The organism is Pseudomonas sp. NPDC089395 (assembly GCF_044749525.1).
Taxonomy (GTDB): Bacteria; Pseudomonadota; Gammaproteobacteria; order Pseudomonadales; family Pseudomonadaceae; genus Aquipseudomonas.
This window is the reverse complement of the sequence record NZ_JBIVID010000001.1, coordinates 316,771-333,363: the sequence shown is the minus strand read 5'-3', so window position 1 is coordinate 333,363 and position 16,593 is coordinate 316,771. Positions and strand designations below refer to the sequence as shown.

General features: G+C 64.6%; 14 protein-coding genes. 1 reads left to right on the top strand and 13 read right to left on the bottom strand.

The window, feature by feature from the left end:
* Positions 1-16: 16 nt before the first annotated feature.
* The gene (gene pgl / locus ACIPZG_RS01535; protein WP_400709499.1) at positions 17-730 is read right to left on the bottom strand and encodes a 6-phosphogluconolactonase; all 714 of its coding nucleotides are present in this window, start codon (positions 728-730) and stop codon (positions 17-19) included.
* Positions 717-2,186 carry a glucose-6-phosphate dehydrogenase gene (zwf, locus tag ACIPZG_RS01530; RefSeq protein ID WP_400709496.1) on the bottom strand — a complete coding sequence of 490 codons (1,470 nt, stop codon included), beginning with the start codon at positions 2,184-2,186 and terminating at the stop codon, positions 717-719. The genes pgl and zwf overlap by 14 nt, the downstream gene beginning before the upstream one ends.
* A gap of 211 nt (positions 2,187-2,397) precedes the next feature.
* Here zwf and hexR point away from each other — a divergent pair, with 211 nt between their 5' ends.
* Positions 2,398-3,261: a DNA-binding transcriptional regulator HexR gene (gene hexR, locus ACIPZG_RS01525; protein WP_177324908.1), complete on the top strand. Its 864-nt coding sequence runs from the start codon at positions 2,398-2,400 to the stop codon at positions 3,259-3,261.
* Here hexR and ACIPZG_RS01520 read toward each other — a convergent pair.
* The 11 genes from ACIPZG_RS01520 to edd form a co-directional block, all read right to left on the bottom strand.
* Positions 3,254-4,108, bottom strand: coding sequence for a D-hexose-6-phosphate mutarotase (locus ACIPZG_RS01520; RefSeq protein ID WP_400709493.1), 855 nt, complete (start codon positions 4,106-4,108; stop codon positions 3,254-3,256). The genes hexR and ACIPZG_RS01520 overlap by 8 nt on opposite strands.
* A gap of 117 nt (positions 4,109-4,225) precedes the next feature.
* Positions 4,226-5,518, bottom strand: a complete 1,293-nt coding sequence (locus ACIPZG_RS01515) for a carbohydrate porin (RefSeq protein WP_400639364.1) — start codon at positions 5,516-5,518, stop codon at positions 4,226-4,228.
* Between the two features lie 93 nt (positions 5,519-5,611).
* Positions 5,612-6,766, bottom strand: a complete 1,155-nt coding sequence (locus ACIPZG_RS01510; protein ID WP_400709490.1) for an ABC transporter ATP-binding protein — start codon at positions 6,764-6,766, stop codon at positions 5,612-5,614.
* Between the two features lie 3 nt (positions 6,767-6,769).
* Positions 6,770-7,609, bottom strand: a complete 840-nt coding sequence (locus tag ACIPZG_RS01505; RefSeq protein WP_400709487.1) for a carbohydrate ABC transporter permease — start codon at positions 7,607-7,609, stop codon at positions 6,770-6,772.
* On the bottom strand, positions 7,602-8,510 hold the full coding sequence (locus tag ACIPZG_RS01500) for a carbohydrate ABC transporter permease (protein ID WP_400639174.1): 909 nt from the start codon (positions 8,508-8,510) through the stop codon (positions 7,602-7,604). Before ACIPZG_RS01500 ends, ACIPZG_RS01505 begins: the two co-directional genes overlap by 8 nt.
* 153 nt (positions 8,511-8,663) lie before the next feature.
* On the bottom strand, positions 8,664-9,950 hold the full coding sequence (locus tag ACIPZG_RS01495; RefSeq protein ID WP_400709484.1) for an ABC transporter substrate-binding protein: 1,287 nt from the start codon (positions 9,948-9,950) through the stop codon (positions 8,664-8,666).
* Between the two features lie 103 nt (positions 9,951-10,053).
* Positions 10,054-11,277, bottom strand: coding sequence for an AGE family epimerase/isomerase (locus ACIPZG_RS01490; protein WP_400709481.1), 1,224 nt, complete (start codon positions 11,275-11,277; stop codon positions 10,054-10,056).
* Positions 11,278-11,403: 126 nt separating this feature from the next.
* Positions 11,404-12,855, bottom strand: a complete 1,452-nt coding sequence (locus tag ACIPZG_RS01485) for an ATP-binding protein (RefSeq protein WP_400709478.1) — start codon at positions 12,853-12,855, stop codon at positions 11,404-11,406.
* Positions 12,839-13,534, bottom strand: coding sequence for a two-component system response regulator GltR (gltR, locus tag ACIPZG_RS01480; RefSeq protein WP_400710849.1), 696 nt, complete (start codon positions 13,532-13,534; stop codon positions 12,839-12,841). The genes ACIPZG_RS01485 and gltR overlap by 17 nt, the downstream gene beginning before the upstream one ends.
* A 192-nt stretch (positions 13,535-13,726) precedes the next feature.
* The gene (locus ACIPZG_RS01475) at positions 13,727-14,686 is read right to left on the bottom strand and encodes a glucokinase (protein WP_400709475.1); all 960 of its coding nucleotides are present in this window, start codon (positions 14,684-14,686) and stop codon (positions 13,727-13,729) included.
* A complete protein-coding gene (edd, locus tag ACIPZG_RS01470; RefSeq protein WP_400709472.1) occupies positions 14,683-16,509 on the bottom strand; it encodes a phosphogluconate dehydratase in 1,827 nt (608 codons plus the stop codon). The genes ACIPZG_RS01475 and edd overlap by 4 nt, the downstream gene beginning before the upstream one ends.
* Between the last annotated feature and the right edge of the window lie 84 nt (positions 16,510-16,593).

The window sequence follows — 16,593 nt, the reverse complement described above, 5'->3', positions numbered from 1 at the left end:
ACAGTGGATCCTTTGCTCATGGGCACCAGTAGATGTCCAGGGGGTCGTGAAGAAAGGCGCGAATCGGCATTTCGGAAAGATCATTGCCCGCCAGCGCGGCGCGCAGGGTAGCGAGTTTGCCCGGGCCTTGCACGGACAGTGCGATGAAAGCGGCGCTGGCCAACAGCGAGCGTGTCATCGACAGGCGCTGGTGCGGCACGCTCGGCGCCAGCATCGGCAGGCAGCGGCGCGGGCTGTTGCGGTCGAGCCCGGCGGCCAGGTTGGGGCTGCCGGGGAACAGCGACGCGGTATGACCATCGTCGCCCATGCCCAGCACCAGCACATCGATAGCTGGCAACGCAGCCAGGGCCTGGTCGGCGCTGTCCGCTGCAACGTCGAGCTGCTCGGCTTGTCGATAGAGACCAACGAAACGGGCCTTGGCCGCCGCACCCTGGAACAAGTGGCGGGCCAACAGGCCAGCGTTGCTGTCGGCATGCTCCACCGGCACCCAGCGCTCGTCAGCCAGGCTGACGGTGACCTTCGACCAGTCCAGCGCCTCGGTCGCCAGCTGCTCGAGGAACGGCACTGGGCTGCGACCACCCGACAGCACCAGGCAAGCCTGGCCCTTGGTAGCGATCGCGGCGCGCAGGCGCTTGGCCACGTCCGCAGCCAGGGTCGTCGAGAGCGCCTTGGCATCAATCAACTGATACGCCTTCACGTTCGCCGGCAATTGCAGGTCAGATATCTCCATACCACGCCCTCCCATCGCGTGTGATCAGTGCGATCGAACTCATTGGCCCCCACGATCCCGCCGCGTACGGCTTGGGGGCATCGCCCGCGTTGCGCCAGCCAGCGATCAGCTGGTCGCACCACTGCCAGGCATGTTCGATCTCGTCCTTGCGCACGAACAGGTTCTGGTTGCCGCGCATCACCTCAAGCAAAAGGCGTTCGTAGGCATCCGGAATCCGCGCGGTGCGCCAGGTGTCGGAAAAATTCAATTGCAGCGGGCCGCTGCGCAGCTGCATGCCCTTGTCCAGACCTTGCTCCTTGGTCATCACCCGCAAGGAAATACCTTCGTCCGGTTGCAGGCGGATGATCAGCTTGTTACCGATCTGCAAACGTTGTTCCGGGGCGAAGATGTAGTGCGGCGTTTCCTTGAAATGAATGACGATCTGCGAAAGCTTCTGCGGCATGCGCTTTCCGGTACGCAAATAGAACGGCACGCCGGACCAGCGCCAGTTGCGGATGTCGGCGCGCAGGGCGACAAAGGTTTCGGTGTCGCTCTGGGCGTTGGCGTTGTCTTCTTCCAGGTAGCCAGGTACCGCCTTGCCGTCGCTGTAGCCGGCAATGTACTGGCCACGCACCACACGGGTGCTCAGCCCATCGCCAGTGATCGGCGCCAGAGCCTTGAGCACCTTGACCTTCTCGTCGCGGATGCTGTCGGCCGACAGATCGCTGGGCGGGTCCATGGCGATCAGGCACAACAGCTGCAGCAGGTGATTCTGGATCATGTCGCGCAGTTGGCCGGCCTTGTCGAAATAGCCCCAGCGGCCTTCGATACCGACCTTTTCGGCCACGGTGATCTCCACGTGGGAAATCGAGTTCTGGTTCCACTGGGTTTCGAACAAGCTGTTGGCAAAGCGCAGGGCGATCAGGTTCTGTACCGTCTCTTTGCCCAGGTAATGGTCGATGCGATACACCCGGCTTTCCGGGAAAAAGCGCGCCACGGCATCATTGACCCGGCGTGACGACTCCAGGTCGTGACCAATGGGCTTTTCCAACACGACCCGGGTGCGCGCGACCAGGCCGGCCTTGTCCAGGTTTTCGCAGATTGCGCCATACACGGCGGCAGCCGTGGCAAAGTAGGCGATCAGCGGCAAATCGCCGGCCACCTGTTCAGCCAGGGCCTGGTAGCCCTCAGGCTGCAGGAAGTCCAGGTGCTGATAGCGCAGGCGGCCGAGAAAACGCCCCAGGGCCGCAGGCTCCAGGTCTGCTGGGGCAACGTGCCGGCGCAGGTGGGCTTCGATGGTGCTCAGGTGCTCCTGGGCGCTGCCAGGCTCGCGGGCCAACGCCAGCAAGCGCGTATCGGCGTGCAGCAGATTGGCGCGGTCGAGCTGGTAGAGCGCAGGAAACAGCTTGCGCAGTGCCAGGTCGCCCAGGGCGCCAAACAGGGCAAAGGTGCAAGGTTCGACACTGATCGCAGCCATGATGTTGGTTCTTTCCTAAAGTTGATCTAGAAATACCGCTTTCACATAGGGTTTTCAAGAAATAATGTAGTAAAAACCACAACATTACACACAAAGATTACAGACAAGTGGTGCACCACCCGCACCGCCAGTACGATAGACGACCCTGCAAGAGGCCTGCTGCTCCGTCAGCCGGCTGTCTTCCCGACCCAAGGACACCCCCATGGACCGCGTGCGAAACCTCCTGGAGCAGATCCAGGGACGCCTCGACGAGCTGAACAAGGCCGAACGCAAAGTCGCCGAAGTCATCCTGCTCAACCCGCAACAAGCGACCCGCTTCAGCATTGCCGCGCTGGCCCAGGCGGCCAAGGTCAGCGAGCCGACCGTGAACCGCTTCTGCCGCTCGTTCGGCGTCAGCGGCTACCCTGAACTGAAACTGCAACTGGCGCAGAGCCTGGCCAGCGGCGCGGCCTATGTCAGCCGCGCGGTGGAGGCCGACGACGACCCGGCGGCCTATACCCAGAAAATCTTCGGCAGCGCCATCGCCTCGCTCGACGCTGCCTGCCAGCAGCTCGACCCGCAACAGGTCAGCCGCGCCGTGGACATGATGATCCAGGCCCGGCAGATCCATTTCTTCGGCCTCGGCGCCTCGGCCCCGGTGGCCCTGGACGCCCAGCACAAGTTCTTCCGCTTCAACCTGGCGGTGTCGGCCCATGCCGACGTACTGATGCAGCGCATGCTGGCCTCGGTGGCCCACACCGGCGACCTGTTCGTGATCATCTCCTACACCGGCCGCACCCGCGAGCTGGTCGAGGTGGCGCGCCTGGCCCGCGAAAACGGCGCCTCGGTACTCGGCCTGACCGCCGCCGGCTCGCCGCTGGCCCAGGCCTGCAGCCTGAGCCTGCATATCCCGCTGCCGGAAGACACCGACATCTATATGCCGATGACCTCGCGGATCATCCAGCTGACCGTGCTCGACGTGCTGGCCACCGGCATGACCCTGCGCCGTGGCGTGGACTTCCAGCCGCACCTGCGCAAGATCAAGGAAAGCCTCAACGCCAGCCGCTACCCGATCGAGGACGACGACCTCAACTGAGCCGGTGCGCCTGCAGTCGCAAGTGGGCGCGCTGCCCTGGCGCCAGGCTCAGGCCTTCATCGCTGCCGCTGGCCGCCTCGACACAGACGAAGCCCAGGCACTCGCGCCCAGTCACGCCCATCAAGGGGCGGTTGCCGGGGTGCCAGACCACGGTGTCATCGCTGTCGCCGGTATCGATGCACAGCTCGCGCTGCCAGGCCGGGTCCTGCAACTGCACCCGTGGCGTACCCGGGTAGACCTTCTGGCAACCGCCCTTGAGTTTCAAGGCGCCGCCCTCACGGCAGGCCTGACGATTCAGGCGGTCGTAGCCTTCGATATCCTCCAGCCCAGACAGCGCTATCTCGGAAACGTCACTGATACGCCAGTAAGCCAGCAGCGCATGGCTCAGCTGGCAAGGCTCGCTGTCCTGGTGTTCGGTGCTCAGGCTCAGTTCCATGCGGCTGCCCAGCCGTGCGTGCAAGTCCACCTGCCAGTCGCACAGGTCCAGCCGCCACTTCAGGGTCACGCCCTCCTCGTCCCCGCGGCTGTCCAGCAGCTTCCAGTCCAGCAACCGTGCCCAGCCATGGGCAGGCCACAGGTCCTCGCTGGGATGGCGGCCATACCAGGGCCAGCACACCGGCACACCACCGCGAATCGCCCCGACCTGCGGCCACTGCTCGGCACACCACAGCCACGGCCGTTCGCCGGCGGGTTGAAAGTGCAGCAACTGCGCGCCCTGACGGCTGAAAACTGCCTGGCAACGGGGGTGATCGATGATCAGCACATCGCGCTGCTGGTAACGCTCCCACTCGAATGTCGGCCGGGGCCGTTGCGAGGAAAAGAAGCGATGTAGCGGATGTTCGGGCATGGTTCCAAGCTCTTGTTGTTTGAGATAGCGCTGTCTCGGCCTACCCCCGACAACCACTGCAAACCAGTGGATGCCGGAAGCCGAAATTGGATTGGCGTAAATTTACAACAAATGGGCTCAGAATGACGACTGAATCTTCAGGCCGGCGACCAGCGCGTTATCCACCTCGTCCACCCCGCCCGGGCTCTTGATGTACTGCAGGTTGGGCCGCACGGTCAGCCAGTTGGTGACGTGGAAGCCATAGTAGAGCTCGGCGTTGTACTCGGTACGTTGCAGCGGCACGAAGCCTGGGTTGTCATAGTCATCGATGCCGCTCTGGGCATTTAGCAGCTCGGCGCGCTTCTTGACGTCGTCGTTCACATGGATGCGGGCCACGCCGAAGCCGATATCGTCCTTGGGCCGGGCATCGAAAGCGCCCTTGTAGACCAGGCCAACCTGCTGGTAGTTGTCGACCACGTTGGTAGCCTGGTCATGCACGGTGAAGTTGGCGAACAGGCTCAGCCCGCGGTTGACGTCGCCGCCATGGGCAGTGACCTGCTGCTGGGCCACCACCCACCAACCGTGCTTGCTCGAATGCGATTTGAAATCCCCGCCGGTGAGCGCCTGCGGGTTGCCATTGACGTCGTCGAACACGTCGTCGGCCTTGGCCGTGCTGTAGTAGTAGCCCAGGCGGTACTCGCCGGGCAGGTCATTGACCTTCGGCGACCAGACCATCTCCACCGGCAAGATCGCACCCTCGGTGCCGCTGCCGCTGAGCTTGAAGCCGTTGCCCGTCTCAAGGTTCGAGGGGTTCTGCTCGAAGGCGCCGACCTGGACGAAGAATTCCGGGGTGATGTTGTACTTGACCCGCAGCGCCCACTGGCTGACCGGCCAGTTGTACCAGATGCCGCCGACCCAGTTGCCCACCTGCGAGCCGCAAAAGGCCAGGTTCTGGAAGTCGCAGGGGAAACTGTTGAAGTCCTCCCCTTCGCCGAAGCGGCCGAATTTCACGTCCAGGGCACCGTCGAAGTACTTCTGCTTGATCCACATCTGGGTCAGGCGCCAGGTCTGGCCACGGCCCCACACCTCCTGCACGGAGCTGAACTGCCCGGCACGCGGGTCGCTGATGCGGTCGTTGGACAGGTTGCGCCCGCTTCGCTCGGTGATCGCCAGCTTGAACTCAGCATCGTGCCAGCCAAGGATCTTCTGCAGGTCAAGGTGCGCGCCAAGGGCGAACTGGTCGCTGTAACGGGCGGTCTTGTCGTCGTTGTAACCGCCATCGAGGTTACCGGCCACCTCACCGACGTAGTCGAGGGTGAAGTCGTAGCCTTTTTCCAGCAGCTCGGTGCGGGTGCCACCCCAGTCGCCGGACATCCATTTCGATTCGCTGGAGAAGGCCTCGGCGGCCTGCAGGCCACTGCTGCCGACCATGGCAAGCAAGGCCAGCGAGCCCAAGGTCCAGGTGCGATTGCGCTGTTCCATCCCTTTGCGTCCTCTTTTTTCTTATTGATGGTGTAGACGATGTCAACGGCTCTTGAAGTGAGCCACGTTGTCTTTCAGTGATGCGTTGCCAGCGCCCAGGCCCAGGCGTTCACCGCTGGCGGCATCGAACAGCAGCACCCGCGCGGGATCGAACTGCAGGTTCAGGCTGTCCCCGACCTTGCACGTGATGTCCGGTGCCAGGCGGCAGCAGACCTTGGTCTGATTGAGGGTGACGAACACCAGCAAGTCCGGCCCAGTAGGCTCGGTGACCTGCACTTCGGCGCGAATACCCGGCAGGCCATTGCCCTCCCCCGAGCCCTGAGTGATCTGTTCCGGGCGAATGCCAAGGATGATTTCACGGCCCTCCAATCCTTCTGCGGCCACCCCCAATGGCAACTCGCAACGCGCCTGGCCACTGTCGAGCAAAGCCAGCAGACGCCCGTCCTGTTTAGCCAGACGTACGGGGATGAAGTTCATCGGCGGCGAGCCGATGAAGCTGGCGACGAACTGGTTGGCCGGGTCGTTGTAGATCTGCTGCGGGGTGCCGAACTGCTGGATGATGCCGTCCTTCATGACCGCCACCTTGTCGCCCAGGGTCATGGCCTCGATCTGGTCGTGGGTGACGTACACCGTGGTGGTCTTCAGGCGCTGGTGCATCAGTTTCATTTCGGTGCGCATCTCGACCCGTAGCTTGGCGTCGAGGTTCGACAGCGGTTCGTCGAACAGGTAGAGCTTGGGCCGGCGCGCCAGCGCCCGGCCCATGGCCACCCGCTGCTGCTGGCCCCCGGACAGCTGCGCCGGCTTGCGCGCCAGCAGGTGCTCGATCTGCAGCAGCTTGGCCACCCGCGCCACTTCCTCGTCGATGGCCGCCTGGGGCATCTTGCGGATCTTCAGGCCGAACTCGATGTTTTCGCGCACGCTCATGGTCGGGTACAGCGCGTAGGACTGGAACACCATGGCGATGTCGCGATCCTTGGGGCTCATGCCACTGACGTCCTGGTCGTCGATGAGGATCGCGCCGCCAGTGATGTTCTCAAGGCCGGCGATGCAGTTCATCAGGGTCGATTTACCACAGCCCGAAGGGCCGACCAGGATCAGGAACTCGCCGTCCCTGATCGACAGCTGGATGTCCTTGAGGGTGTCCGGCAGTCCACTGCCGTAGGTCTTGTTCACATTACGAAGTTCAAGCGTTGCCATGACTTACCCCTTGACGGCGCCGGCCGTGAGCCCGCGGACGAAATACTTGCCTGCCACCACGTAGACCAGCAGGGTTGGCAGGCCGGCGATCATCGCCGCCGCCATGTCGACGTTGTATTCCTTGGCCCCGGTGCTGGTGTTGACCAGGTTGTTCAGGGCCACGGTGATCGGTTGCGAGTCGCCGCTGGAAAACACCACGCCGAACAGGAAATCGTTCCAGATCTGGGTGAACTGCCAGATCAGGCAGACCATGATGATCGGCGTCGACATCGGCAGGATGATGCGGCGCAAGATGGTGAAGAAGCCGGCGCCGTCCAAGCGCGCCGCCTTGACCAGCGCATCGGGCACACTGACGTAGAAGTTGCGGAAAAACAGCGTGGTGAACGCCAGGCCGTAGACCACATGCACCAGCACCAGGCCGCCAGTGGTACTGGCCAGGCCCAGCTTGCCGAGGGTGAACGAAGCCGGCAGCAGCACGGTCTGGAACGGCAGGAAGCAGCCGAACAGCAGCAGGCCGAAGAACAGCTGCGAACCGCGGAAGCGCCACATGGACAGCACATAGCCATTGAGCGCGCCGATGGCGGTGGAAATCAGCACCGCCGGCACGGTGATCATGATCGAGTTCCAGAAGTACCCGCTCACCGTCTCCCAGGCCTTGACCCAGCCGATGCCGGTGACCACCACCGGCCAGCTCAGCAGGTTGCCGCTGCCGATGTCTTCCGGGGTCTTGAAGCTGGTCAGCAGCATCACCACCAGCGGCACCAGGTACAGCAGCACGGCGCCCAGCAACACGGCGTGGATGGCGAGGCGGCTCAGGCTCATTCTTGCGGCAGGGCTATGCATGGCGTTTGCTCCGCAACTCCGAGTACAGGTAAGGCACGAGGATCGCCAGGATCGCCCCGAGCATCAGGATGGCGCTGGCCGAGCCCATGCCCATCTGGCCGCGGCTGAAGGTGAACGAGTACATGAACATCGCCGGCAGGTCGGACGAATACCCCGGCCCGCCGGCGGTCATTGCCGCGACCAGGTCGAAGCTCTTGATGGCGATGTGCGAGAGGATCATCAGTGCGCTGAAGAACACCGGGCGCAGGCTCGGCAGCACCACGGTCCAGTAGATGCGCGGCAGGCTCGCACCGTCGATCTGCGCGGCGCGGATGATCGACGGGTCAACGCCGCGCAGGCCGGCAAGGAACATCGCCATGATGAAGCCCGAGGCCTGCCACACGGCAGCGATCACCAGGCAGTACACCACGCGGTCGGGGTCGATCAGCCAGTCCAGGCGAAAGCCCTCCCAGCCCCAGTCGCGCAGCAGCTTGTCCAGGCCCATGCCGGGGTTGAGCAGCCACTTCCAGGCAGTGCCGGTGACGATCATCGACAGTGCCATGGGGTAGAGGTAGATGGTGCGAATGAAGCCTTCGCGGCGGATACGCTGGTCGAGCAGCACCGCCAGCAGCACGCCGATGGCCAGGCTGATGGCGATGAACAGGCCGCCGAACACCAGCAGGTTCTTGCTCGCCACCCACCAGCGGTCGTTGTCGAACAGCCGGGCGTATTGCGCCAGCCCCGCCCACTTGTAGGTCGGCAGGAAGGTCGAGGTGGTGAAGGACAGGACGAAGGTCCACAGGATGTAGCCATAGAACCCCACCAGGACGATGAACATGCTCGGCGCCAGTACCAGTTTCGGTAGCCAGCGCTGAAGCGCGTCCAGGGGGGAGGCCCGCAGTTGGGCGGTTGCTGTAGTCATGGGTCACCTTGCTCAGAAAACCAAGTAGCGTGCGCGATCCCTGTGGGAGCGGGCTTGCCCCGCGAACACCGGCTCAGCCGGTGCCAGGCAACGCGGTGCATGCTTCGCGGGACAAGCCCGCTCCCACAAAGGGCGGTGCAGCCTCTGAAGTGCCTACTTGGCCGCCTTGACCGCCGCCGCCAGCTTCTTCGCCGCATCGGCCGGGTCGGCCTTGGGGTCGTTGATGTAGTTGGTCACCACATCGAAGAACGCGCCCTGCACGGCCAGCGTGGTGGCCATGTTGTGCGCCATGCTCGGCTGCAGGCCGCCGGTCTTGGCGTCGGCCAGGAAGTCTTTTGCAGAGGTCTGGGCGCAGGCATCGAAGCCGTACTTGCCCATGTCGGCGAGCATGTCGTTACGCACCGGGATCGACCCCTTGTTGGTGCTGAAGACTTTCTGGAAGTCCTGGCCGAGGACCTTGCGCGCGATGTCCTGCTGGCCGGCGGCCGTGCCCGGGTCCTTCTGCTTGAACACCACCAGCGAGTCGATGTTGTAGAGGAAGGCCTGGTCGGTACCGGGGAACGCCACGCACTGGTAGTCCTTGCCGGCGACCTTCTTGGCCAGGGTCCACTCGCTCTTGGCCCAGTCGCCCATGATCTGCATGCCGGCCTTGCCGTTGATGACCTTGGCCGCTTCCAGGTTCCAGTCCTGGCCCTTGCCGTCCGGGTCCATGTAGGTGGCGACCTTCTTCAGCTCGGTCAGCGCCTTGACCATTTCCGGCCCGGTCAGCGCCGCATTGTCGAGGTCGACCAGCGCCTTCTTGTAGCCGTCCACACCCATCACCGACAGCACCACGCTTTCGAACACGGTGCTGTCCTGCCAGGGCTGACCACCATGGGCTAGCGGGATGAAACCGGCGGCCTTGAGCTTGTCGGCCGCAGCGTAGAATTCGTCGAGGGTGGCCGGCGCCTTGTCGATGCCGGCCTTCTTGAACACTTCGGGGTTGATCCACAGCCAGTTGATGCGGTGGATGTTCACCGGCACGGCGACGTAGTCACCTTCGTACTTCACGGTGTCGGCGACTTTCTTGTCGAGCAGCGTGTCCCACTGCTCCTGTTTGGCCACATCCTTGAGCACGTCGGCATCGAGCAGGCCGGTGGCTGCCCAGTCCTGGATATCCGGGCCCTTGATCTGGGCCACACCAGGTGGGTTGCCAGCCACGGCGCGGCTCTTGAGCACGGTCATCGCCGTGGCGCCGCCACCACCGGCGACCGCGCCGTCTTTCCAGGTGAAGCCATCCTGTTCGACCTGGGCCTTGAGCACATCGACCGCGGCTTTTTCACCGCCTGAGGTCCACCAGTGCACCACCTCGACGCTGCCTTTCGAATCGGCGGCCATGGCACTGAGCGGGAAGGCAGAGGCAAGGGAGATCGCGGCAGCGAGACGGAGCGTGGAATTCATCGGAATACCTTTCTTGTTGTTATGCGGGCAAGTCGGTCGCTTGCATTGCATGGAGTCTAAACAGAGTGCCGGCTGCGCCAGGTAACGAAGCGATGCGTGAATGTCATCGTTTGGTGACATTACGCGCCAAACCCGCCGCCAGGCTGGGCGCCAGCGCCAGCCCTGGCAGCAGCACGGCTTGATAGGCATGGTAGAGATCCGGCTTGCCGGCCCAGAGGGTCGCGGCAGGCCGATTCGCCGGGTCCAGCTGGTGATGCCAACTGCCGGCACTGCGGTCGATGAAATAGCGGTCGATGAACTGCCAGAAGCACTGGTACCACACCGCATACGCTGGCTCGCCGGTGCGCCGCAGCAGAGCTGCGGCACTGGCGCAGGCTTCGGCATGCACCCAGTGCAGGCGCTCACGCACCAGCGGCCGATCATCCCAACCGAGGGTGTAGACCAGGCCTGCTTCACCGTCGACGTTCCACGCCAGCCGGCAGGCGCTGTCGAACAGGCCACGGGCACACTCCAGCAGCCATTCGGGCGTCGACAGCCCGGCCAAGCGCCGCGCCGCCTCCAGGTGCAGAAGCAGGCGCGACCATTCGAACCCGTGGCCTGGCGTGACGCCATAGGGGCGAAAGTGGTCGGCAGGGTTATCGCGGTTGTAGTCGACCAAGGGTCGCCAGTGCGTATCGAAATGCTCGTTGACGCGAAAGCCGTTGACAGCGGCATGGCGGTAGATGATGCGCTCGGCGATGAGCAGGGCGCGCTCCAGCCACAGGGTATCGCCGGTGACATCGGCCAGGGCGAGGAACGCTTCGGTGGCGTGCATGTTGCTGTTGGCGCCGCGGTAGGCTTCGGGCCGTTGCCAGTCACTGGCATAGGCTTCACACAATGCCCCCTCCTCTTCGTCCCAGAAATGCGCTTCGATGACCCGGATGGCGTCCACCAGCAAACCTTGCGCGCCATTGGCGCCCGCCACCACGGCGGAGCTGGCGGCCAGGGCGACGAAGGCATGCAGGTAGGCTGCCTTGCCGTTGTCGCCCTGGCCGAAGGGGGCGGCGAACCAGCCACCGTTCCGGGCATCGTGCAAAGGCCCGCGCAGGGCGCTGACGCCGTGTTCGGCCAAGGCCAGGCAATCGGGCTCACCCTGCAGGTGGGCGAGGGCGAAGCTGTGGGTCATGCGCGCAGTGATGAGGGTTTCGGCCGTGGCCGTGGGCGGCAGCTGGCCGTGCGCGTCGAGGCTGGCGAAGCCATGGGGCACACGCGAGGCCTTGGCGAAAGACAGCAGGTGCTGGCCTTCGGCTTTGAGCCAGGGCTCTGTGGGGAAATCCAGGAGGTTCATGTACGGCTTCATCCATGCCTGAGGATTGCTGAGTCTAGCCAGCCGCCCTGGCTGGAATGTCACGAAGACCGGTGGGTAGGTCACCTGGCAGTGACATTTGTGTTGCCGGCGATAGGGCCAGTGAATTCAATCCACCCCTCGCGGCAGATACAACGTCACCCGCAACCCACCCTCGCGCAAGTTCAGCAAACTCACTTCGCCACCATGGCTATGGGCAATGTTGCGCGCGATCCCCAGGCCCAGCCCGTACCCCTGCTGCTGCCCGGCCAGCCGGAAATGCGGCTCGAACACCTGCTCCAGACGCTGCTGCGGAACCCCCGGCCCCTGATCATCCACCTGCAGCACGAAGGCATCGGCGCTGTCGATGATGCGCAGGCGCGCCCGCTCGCCATACTTGATGGCATTGTCGATCAGGTTGCCGATGCAGCGCCGTACCGCCAGTGGCTTGCCCGGGTACGGCGCCACGGCCCGGCCCTCGACCGTGATTCGGCCATCGCCCAGGTAAGGCTCGGCGAGGATTTCCAGCACCTGGTTGAGGTCGATCGGCTCGATGTTCTCGTGGATGTCTGTATCCTTCACGCATTGCAGTGCGCCTTTGACCAGCAGCTCCAGTTCGTCCAGGTCCTGGCTGAACTTGGCCTGCAGGCGCTCGTCTTCCAACAGTTCCACCCGCAGCCGCAACCGCGTGATCGGCGTGCGCAGGTCATGGGAAATCGCGCTGAACAATTGCGAACGCTCGGTAAGGTAACGGCTGATGCGCTCGCGCATGCTGTTGAAGGCCCGCCCCACCTCGACCACCTCGCTGCCGCCGCCTTCTGCCACCGGTGCCACATCGGCGCCCAGCGACAGTTCCCGCGCAGCGCGGGCCAGGCGCTTGAGCGGCCAGCTCTGCCAATGCACCAGCAGGCCAATGAACAGCAACAGCAAGGCGGTGGTGAGCACGATGAATCCGATCTGCTGGCGCGGCAGGCGCTCGGCCTCGAGGCTGGTGTAGGGCTCGGGCAACAACGAGGCGATGTACAGCCACTCGCCTTCATCCAGGCGAATCTGGGTGACCAGTACCGGCGGGTTGAGCGGCTCCAGGGTCAGCGAATAGTGCGCCCAGGACCGGGGCAGCTCATCGAGCTTCAGGCCACTGTTGAAGATGCGCAGGTCATCGGGGCCGACGAACTCCACGGAGATGTCCATCTGCGCGCCCAGGCGCTCGTGCAGCACGTGCTGGAACACCTCGACGACCGCCTGCTTGCGCGGCGTGACGGGCAATACCGGCATGTCCAGCGGCTTGTCGTTGAGCGAGACGAAAAAGCGCGTGCCGCCCATGCTGCGCAGCTGGTCGAGCACCATGGGCCGATAGGCCACCGGCAAGGAGCGGAAGTAGCTGACACTGGCGCTCATGGAGTGGGCCAGGCTGCTGGCGCTGGCGCGCAAACCCTGCAACTGGCTGGCGCGCAGCTGGGCGACCCAGATCACGCTGGACAAGCCCTGGGCCAGCAGCACCACCAGCAGGGTCAGCAGCAGCATGCGCCCCAGCAGCGAGCGTGGCAGCAGGCGCCAGCGCCGCTCAGCAGGTGCCGACATGAGCCGCCAACAGGTAGCCACTGCCGCGCACGGTGCGGATCAGCCGCGGTGGTTTTTCGGTGTCGCGCAGGCGCTGGCGCAAACGGCTGACCGCCATGTCGACGATGCGGTCCAGCGGCATTGGCTCGCGGCCACGGGTGGCATTACCGATGGTGTCGCGGTCGAGGATCTGCTGCGGGTGATCGAGGAACAGCTTGAGCAAGGCGAAGTCGGCGCCCGAGAGGATGACCTCTTCACCATCGCGGTGAAAGAGGCGGTGGCTGACCGTGTCCAGACGCCAGTCGTCGAAGGCCAGCACGGCGCTGGCCGGCGCCGCCTGGCCGAACTCTGCGCGGCGCAGCAGGGCCTTGATCCGTGCCTGCAGCTCGCGCGGGCTGAACGGTTTGCCCAGGTAGTCGTCGGCGCCCAGCTCCAGGCCGATGACGCGATCGGCTTCGTCGGAGCTGGCCGTGAGCATGATGATCGGCACCCGCGACTGGCGGGGGTGCTGGCGCACCCAGCGGCACAGGCTGAAGCCGTCTTCGTCGGGCAGCATCACATCGAGGATGACCAGGTCGCAGGGGGTGTTTTCCAGCGCCTGGCGAAAGCCCTGGCCGTCGGCTTCGGCGTGCACCTGCAGGCCCGCGCGGCTCAGGTAGGTTTGCAGAAGCTCACGGATTTCCTGGTCGTCGTCGACCATCAGGATCGTTTTTCCGGCAGTGCTCAAGGTGTCCCGCCCCTATTGTTGTCGCAGGTCTTTTTGCCTGCTGTTGCCATTTGGGGCTGCTTTGCAGCCCTTTCGCGACACAAGGCCGCTCCTACAGGCGACCGCGATCCCTTGTAGGAGCGGCCTTGTGTCGCGAAAGGGCCGCAAAGCGGCCCCATTCTCAAATCAATGATCCAGCGCCTGCTGCAAAGCCACGCCAGCCCCCAGCAGCCCAGAAAACTCCGCCGTCACCAGCCACACCGGCACCCCGTCGAAGTACCCACTCATGCACCCCTTGTCGGCAAAGCTCGCAGCAAAGCCGCTGCGCAGGAACAGCTCGGCAAAGCGCGGAATCACCCCGCCGACAATATAGACCCCGCCCCGCGCGCCCAGGGTCAGCACATTGTTCCCCGCCACCCGGCCAAGGAAGCGGCAGAACTGCTCGACCACCGCCAACGCCCGAGGCTCGCCCCCCAAGGCAGCGTCGGTAATCTGCGCCGGAGTCTTGTGCCGCGCCGTGTCACCGTCCAGCGCACAAATGGCCTGGTACAAACGCACCAGCCCCCCACCACTGAGCACCGTTTCGGCGCTGACGTGGCCGATCTGCTGGTGGATCTGCTGATGGATCGCCGCCTCGCGGGCATTGCCCACGGGCAGGTCGACATGCCCACCTTCGCCCGGCAGCGCTTGCCAGTGCCGCTCGCCGAGGCGCAGCAGGCTGCCAACGCCCAGGCCTGTACCCGGGCCAATCACCAGCGCAGGCCGCGACGGATCGGCCTGGCCGGGGCACACTTGGCGAAATTCTCCGTGCTGCAGGCGGGTCATGCCCAAGGCCATGGCCGAAAAGTCGTTGATCAGCAGCAGTCGCTCGACCTGCAAGGTCTTGCAGAAGGCGCTGCGGCTCAACCGCCAATGGTTGTTGGTGAAGCGAAACTCATCGCCATCGACCGGCCCGGCCACCGCCAGGCACACCGCCGACAAGCCACCGCGAGCGATACCCTGGTCGTCCAGGTAAGCCTCGATGGCCTGCTCGGGGCTGGTGTAGTCCGCCGTGGCGAAGACCTTCACCTCATGCAGCTGGTTGTCACGCCACAACGCAAAACGGGCATTGGTGCCGCCGATGTCGCCAACCAGCAAGTCCTTCATTTGAGGTTCTCCAGGCCCGAGGTGAAGGCGCTCGCACCCTGCTCTGCCGGGCTGAACGCCATGCGCATGAAACCGAACAGCTCACGGCCGCAACCCAGGTCGTTGCCCTGGGGCGGCGCCGGCAGGTCGCGGCTGGCCAGTTCCTCGGCCGACACCAGCACCTGCAAGGTGCCTTCGACACCATCGACCCGCACCCTATCACCATCGCGCACCCGTGCAAGCGGGCCGCCGTCGAACGCTTCCGGGCAGACGTGGATGGCCGCCGGGATCTTCCCCGACGCGCCGGACATGCGCCCGTCGGTCACCAACGCCACCTTGTAGCCGCGGTCCTGCAGCACACCCAGGAACGGCGTCAGCTTGTGCAGCTCGGGCATGCCGTTGCAGCGCGGCCCCTGGAAGCGCACCACGGCGACGAAGTCACGCTCCAACTCGCCGGCCTTGAACGCATCGGCCAGCGACTGCTGGTCGTGGAAGACCCGTGCCGGGGCCTCCACCACCTGGTGCTCGGGGGCCACAGCGGAGACTTTCATCACCCCACGGCCAAGGTTGCCTTCCATCACCCGCAGGCCGCCTTCGGCCGAGAACGGTCGCGCCACAGGACGCAGGATGCTTTCGTCCAGGCTCTGGTGTGGCCCTTCGCGCCAGACCAGCTTGCCGTTGTCGAGGAACGGCTCCTGGGTGTAGCGGCGCAAGCCGCGGCCGGCCACGGTATTGACGTCCTCGTGCAGCAGGCCGGCATCGAGCAGCTCACGGATCAGGAAGGCCATGCCACCTGCGGCCTGGAAGTGGTTGATGTCGGCTTTGCCGTTTGGATAGACGTGGGACAGGGTCGGCACCACCTCGGACAGGTCGGCCATGTCCTGCCAGGTCAGCTGGATGCCGGCCGCCTGGGCAATCGCCGGGATGTGCAGGGTATGGTTGGTCGAGCCACCGGTGGCATGCAAGGCGACGATCGAGTTGACCAGCGCCTTCTCGTCGACGATCTCGCCCAGCGGCATGAAGCTGCCACTGGCCTTGGTCAGGCGCGTGACCTGCTGCGCGGCCTCGGCGGTGAGGGCGTCGCGCAGCGGGGTGTAGGGGTTGACGAACGAAGCGCCTGGCAGGTGCAGGCCCATCACTTCCATCACCAGCTGGTTGGTATTGGCGGTGCCATAGAAGGTGCAGGTGCCGGGGCTGTGGTAGGAATTCATCTCCGACTCCAGCAGCTCCTCGCGGCTGGCCTTGCCCTCGGCATAGCGCTGGCGCACATCGGCCTTCTGCTTGTTGGAAATGCCCGACACCATCGGCCCGCCGGGCACGAAGAGGGTCGGCAGATGGCCAAAACGCAGCGCGCCCATCATCAGCCCGGGGACGATCTTGTCGCAGATGCCGAGCATCAGCGCAGCGTCGAACATGTTGTGCGACAGCGCCACCGCGGTGGACATCGCAATCACTTCACGACTGGCGATGGCCAGCTCCATGCCGGGCTCGCCCTGGGTCACGCCATCGCACATGGCCGGCACGCCGCCGGCGAACTGGCCAACCGAGCCGACTTCGCGCAGGGCTTGCTTGATCTGTTCGGGAAAGTGCAGGTACGGCTGGTGAGCAGACAGCATGTCGTTGTAGGCCGACACGATGGCCACGTTGGCCGCGTTCATCAGCCGCAGGCTCTGCTTGTCTTCGGCGCCGCACCCGGCCACGCCGTGGGCGAAGTTGGCGCATTGCAGACTGGCCCGCATGGGTCCGTCACTGGCCGCGCCGCGAATCAGCTGCAGGTAGCGTTCACGGGTGGCACGGCTGCGTTCGGTCAGCCGTTGGGTGACCTCAAGGATGCGCGGGTGCATGTACTGGACTCCAGGCTAACGATTAGGGCGGTTTACCGGACATTTCCCCTCCAAACGATTGCGACCTAGGCTCTAGGTAAAGGG

What these genes read in the sequence shown, in the direction of transcription:
- pgl (WP_400709499.1), bottom strand. Translation starts at nt 730, where the DNA reads ATGGAGATATCTGACCTGCAATTGCCGGCGAACGTGAAGGCGTATCAG.
- zwf (WP_400709496.1), bottom strand. Translation starts at nt 2,186, where the DNA reads ATGGCTGCGATCAGTGTCGAACCTTGCACCTTTGCCCTGTTTGGCGCC.
- ACIPZG_RS01520 (WP_400709493.1), bottom strand. Translation starts at nt 4,108, where the DNA reads ATGCCCGAACATCCGCTACATCGCTTCTTTTCCTCGCAACGGCCCCGG.
- ACIPZG_RS01515 (WP_400639364.1), bottom strand. Translation starts at nt 5,518, where the DNA reads ATGGTCGGCAGCAGTGGCCTGCAGGCCGCCGAGGCCTTCTCCAGCGAA.
- ACIPZG_RS01510 (WP_400709490.1), bottom strand. Translation starts at nt 6,766, where the DNA reads ATGGCAACGCTTGAACTTCGTAATGTGAACAAGACCTACGGCAGTGGA.
- ACIPZG_RS01505 (WP_400709487.1), bottom strand. Translation starts at nt 7,609, where the DNA reads ATGCATAGCCCTGCCGCAAGAATGAGCCTGAGCCGCCTCGCCATCCAC.
- ACIPZG_RS01500 (WP_400639174.1), bottom strand. Translation starts at nt 8,510, where the DNA reads ATGACTACAGCAACCGCCCAACTGCGGGCCTCCCCCCTGGACGCGCTT.
- ACIPZG_RS01495 (WP_400709484.1), bottom strand. Translation starts at nt 9,950, where the DNA reads ATGAATTCCACGCTCCGTCTCGCTGCCGCGATCTCCCTTGCCTCTGCC.
- ACIPZG_RS01490 (WP_400709481.1), bottom strand. Translation starts at nt 11,277, where the DNA reads ATGAACCTCCTGGATTTCCCCACAGAGCCCTGGCTCAAAGCCGAAGGC.
- ACIPZG_RS01485 (WP_400709478.1), bottom strand. Translation starts at nt 12,855, where the DNA reads ATGTCGGCACCTGCTGAGCGGCGCTGGCGCCTGCTGCCACGCTCGCTG.
- gltR (WP_400710849.1), bottom strand. Translation starts at nt 13,534, where the DNA reads ATGGTCGACGACGACCAGGAAATCCGTGAGCTTCTGCAAACCTACCTG.
- ACIPZG_RS01475 (WP_400709475.1), bottom strand. Translation starts at nt 14,686, where the DNA reads ATGAAGGACTTGCTGGTTGGCGACATCGGCGGCACCAATGCCCGTTTT.
- edd (WP_400709472.1), bottom strand. Translation starts at nt 16,509, where the DNA reads ATGCACCCGCGCATCCTTGAGGTCACCCAACGGCTGACCGAACGCAGC.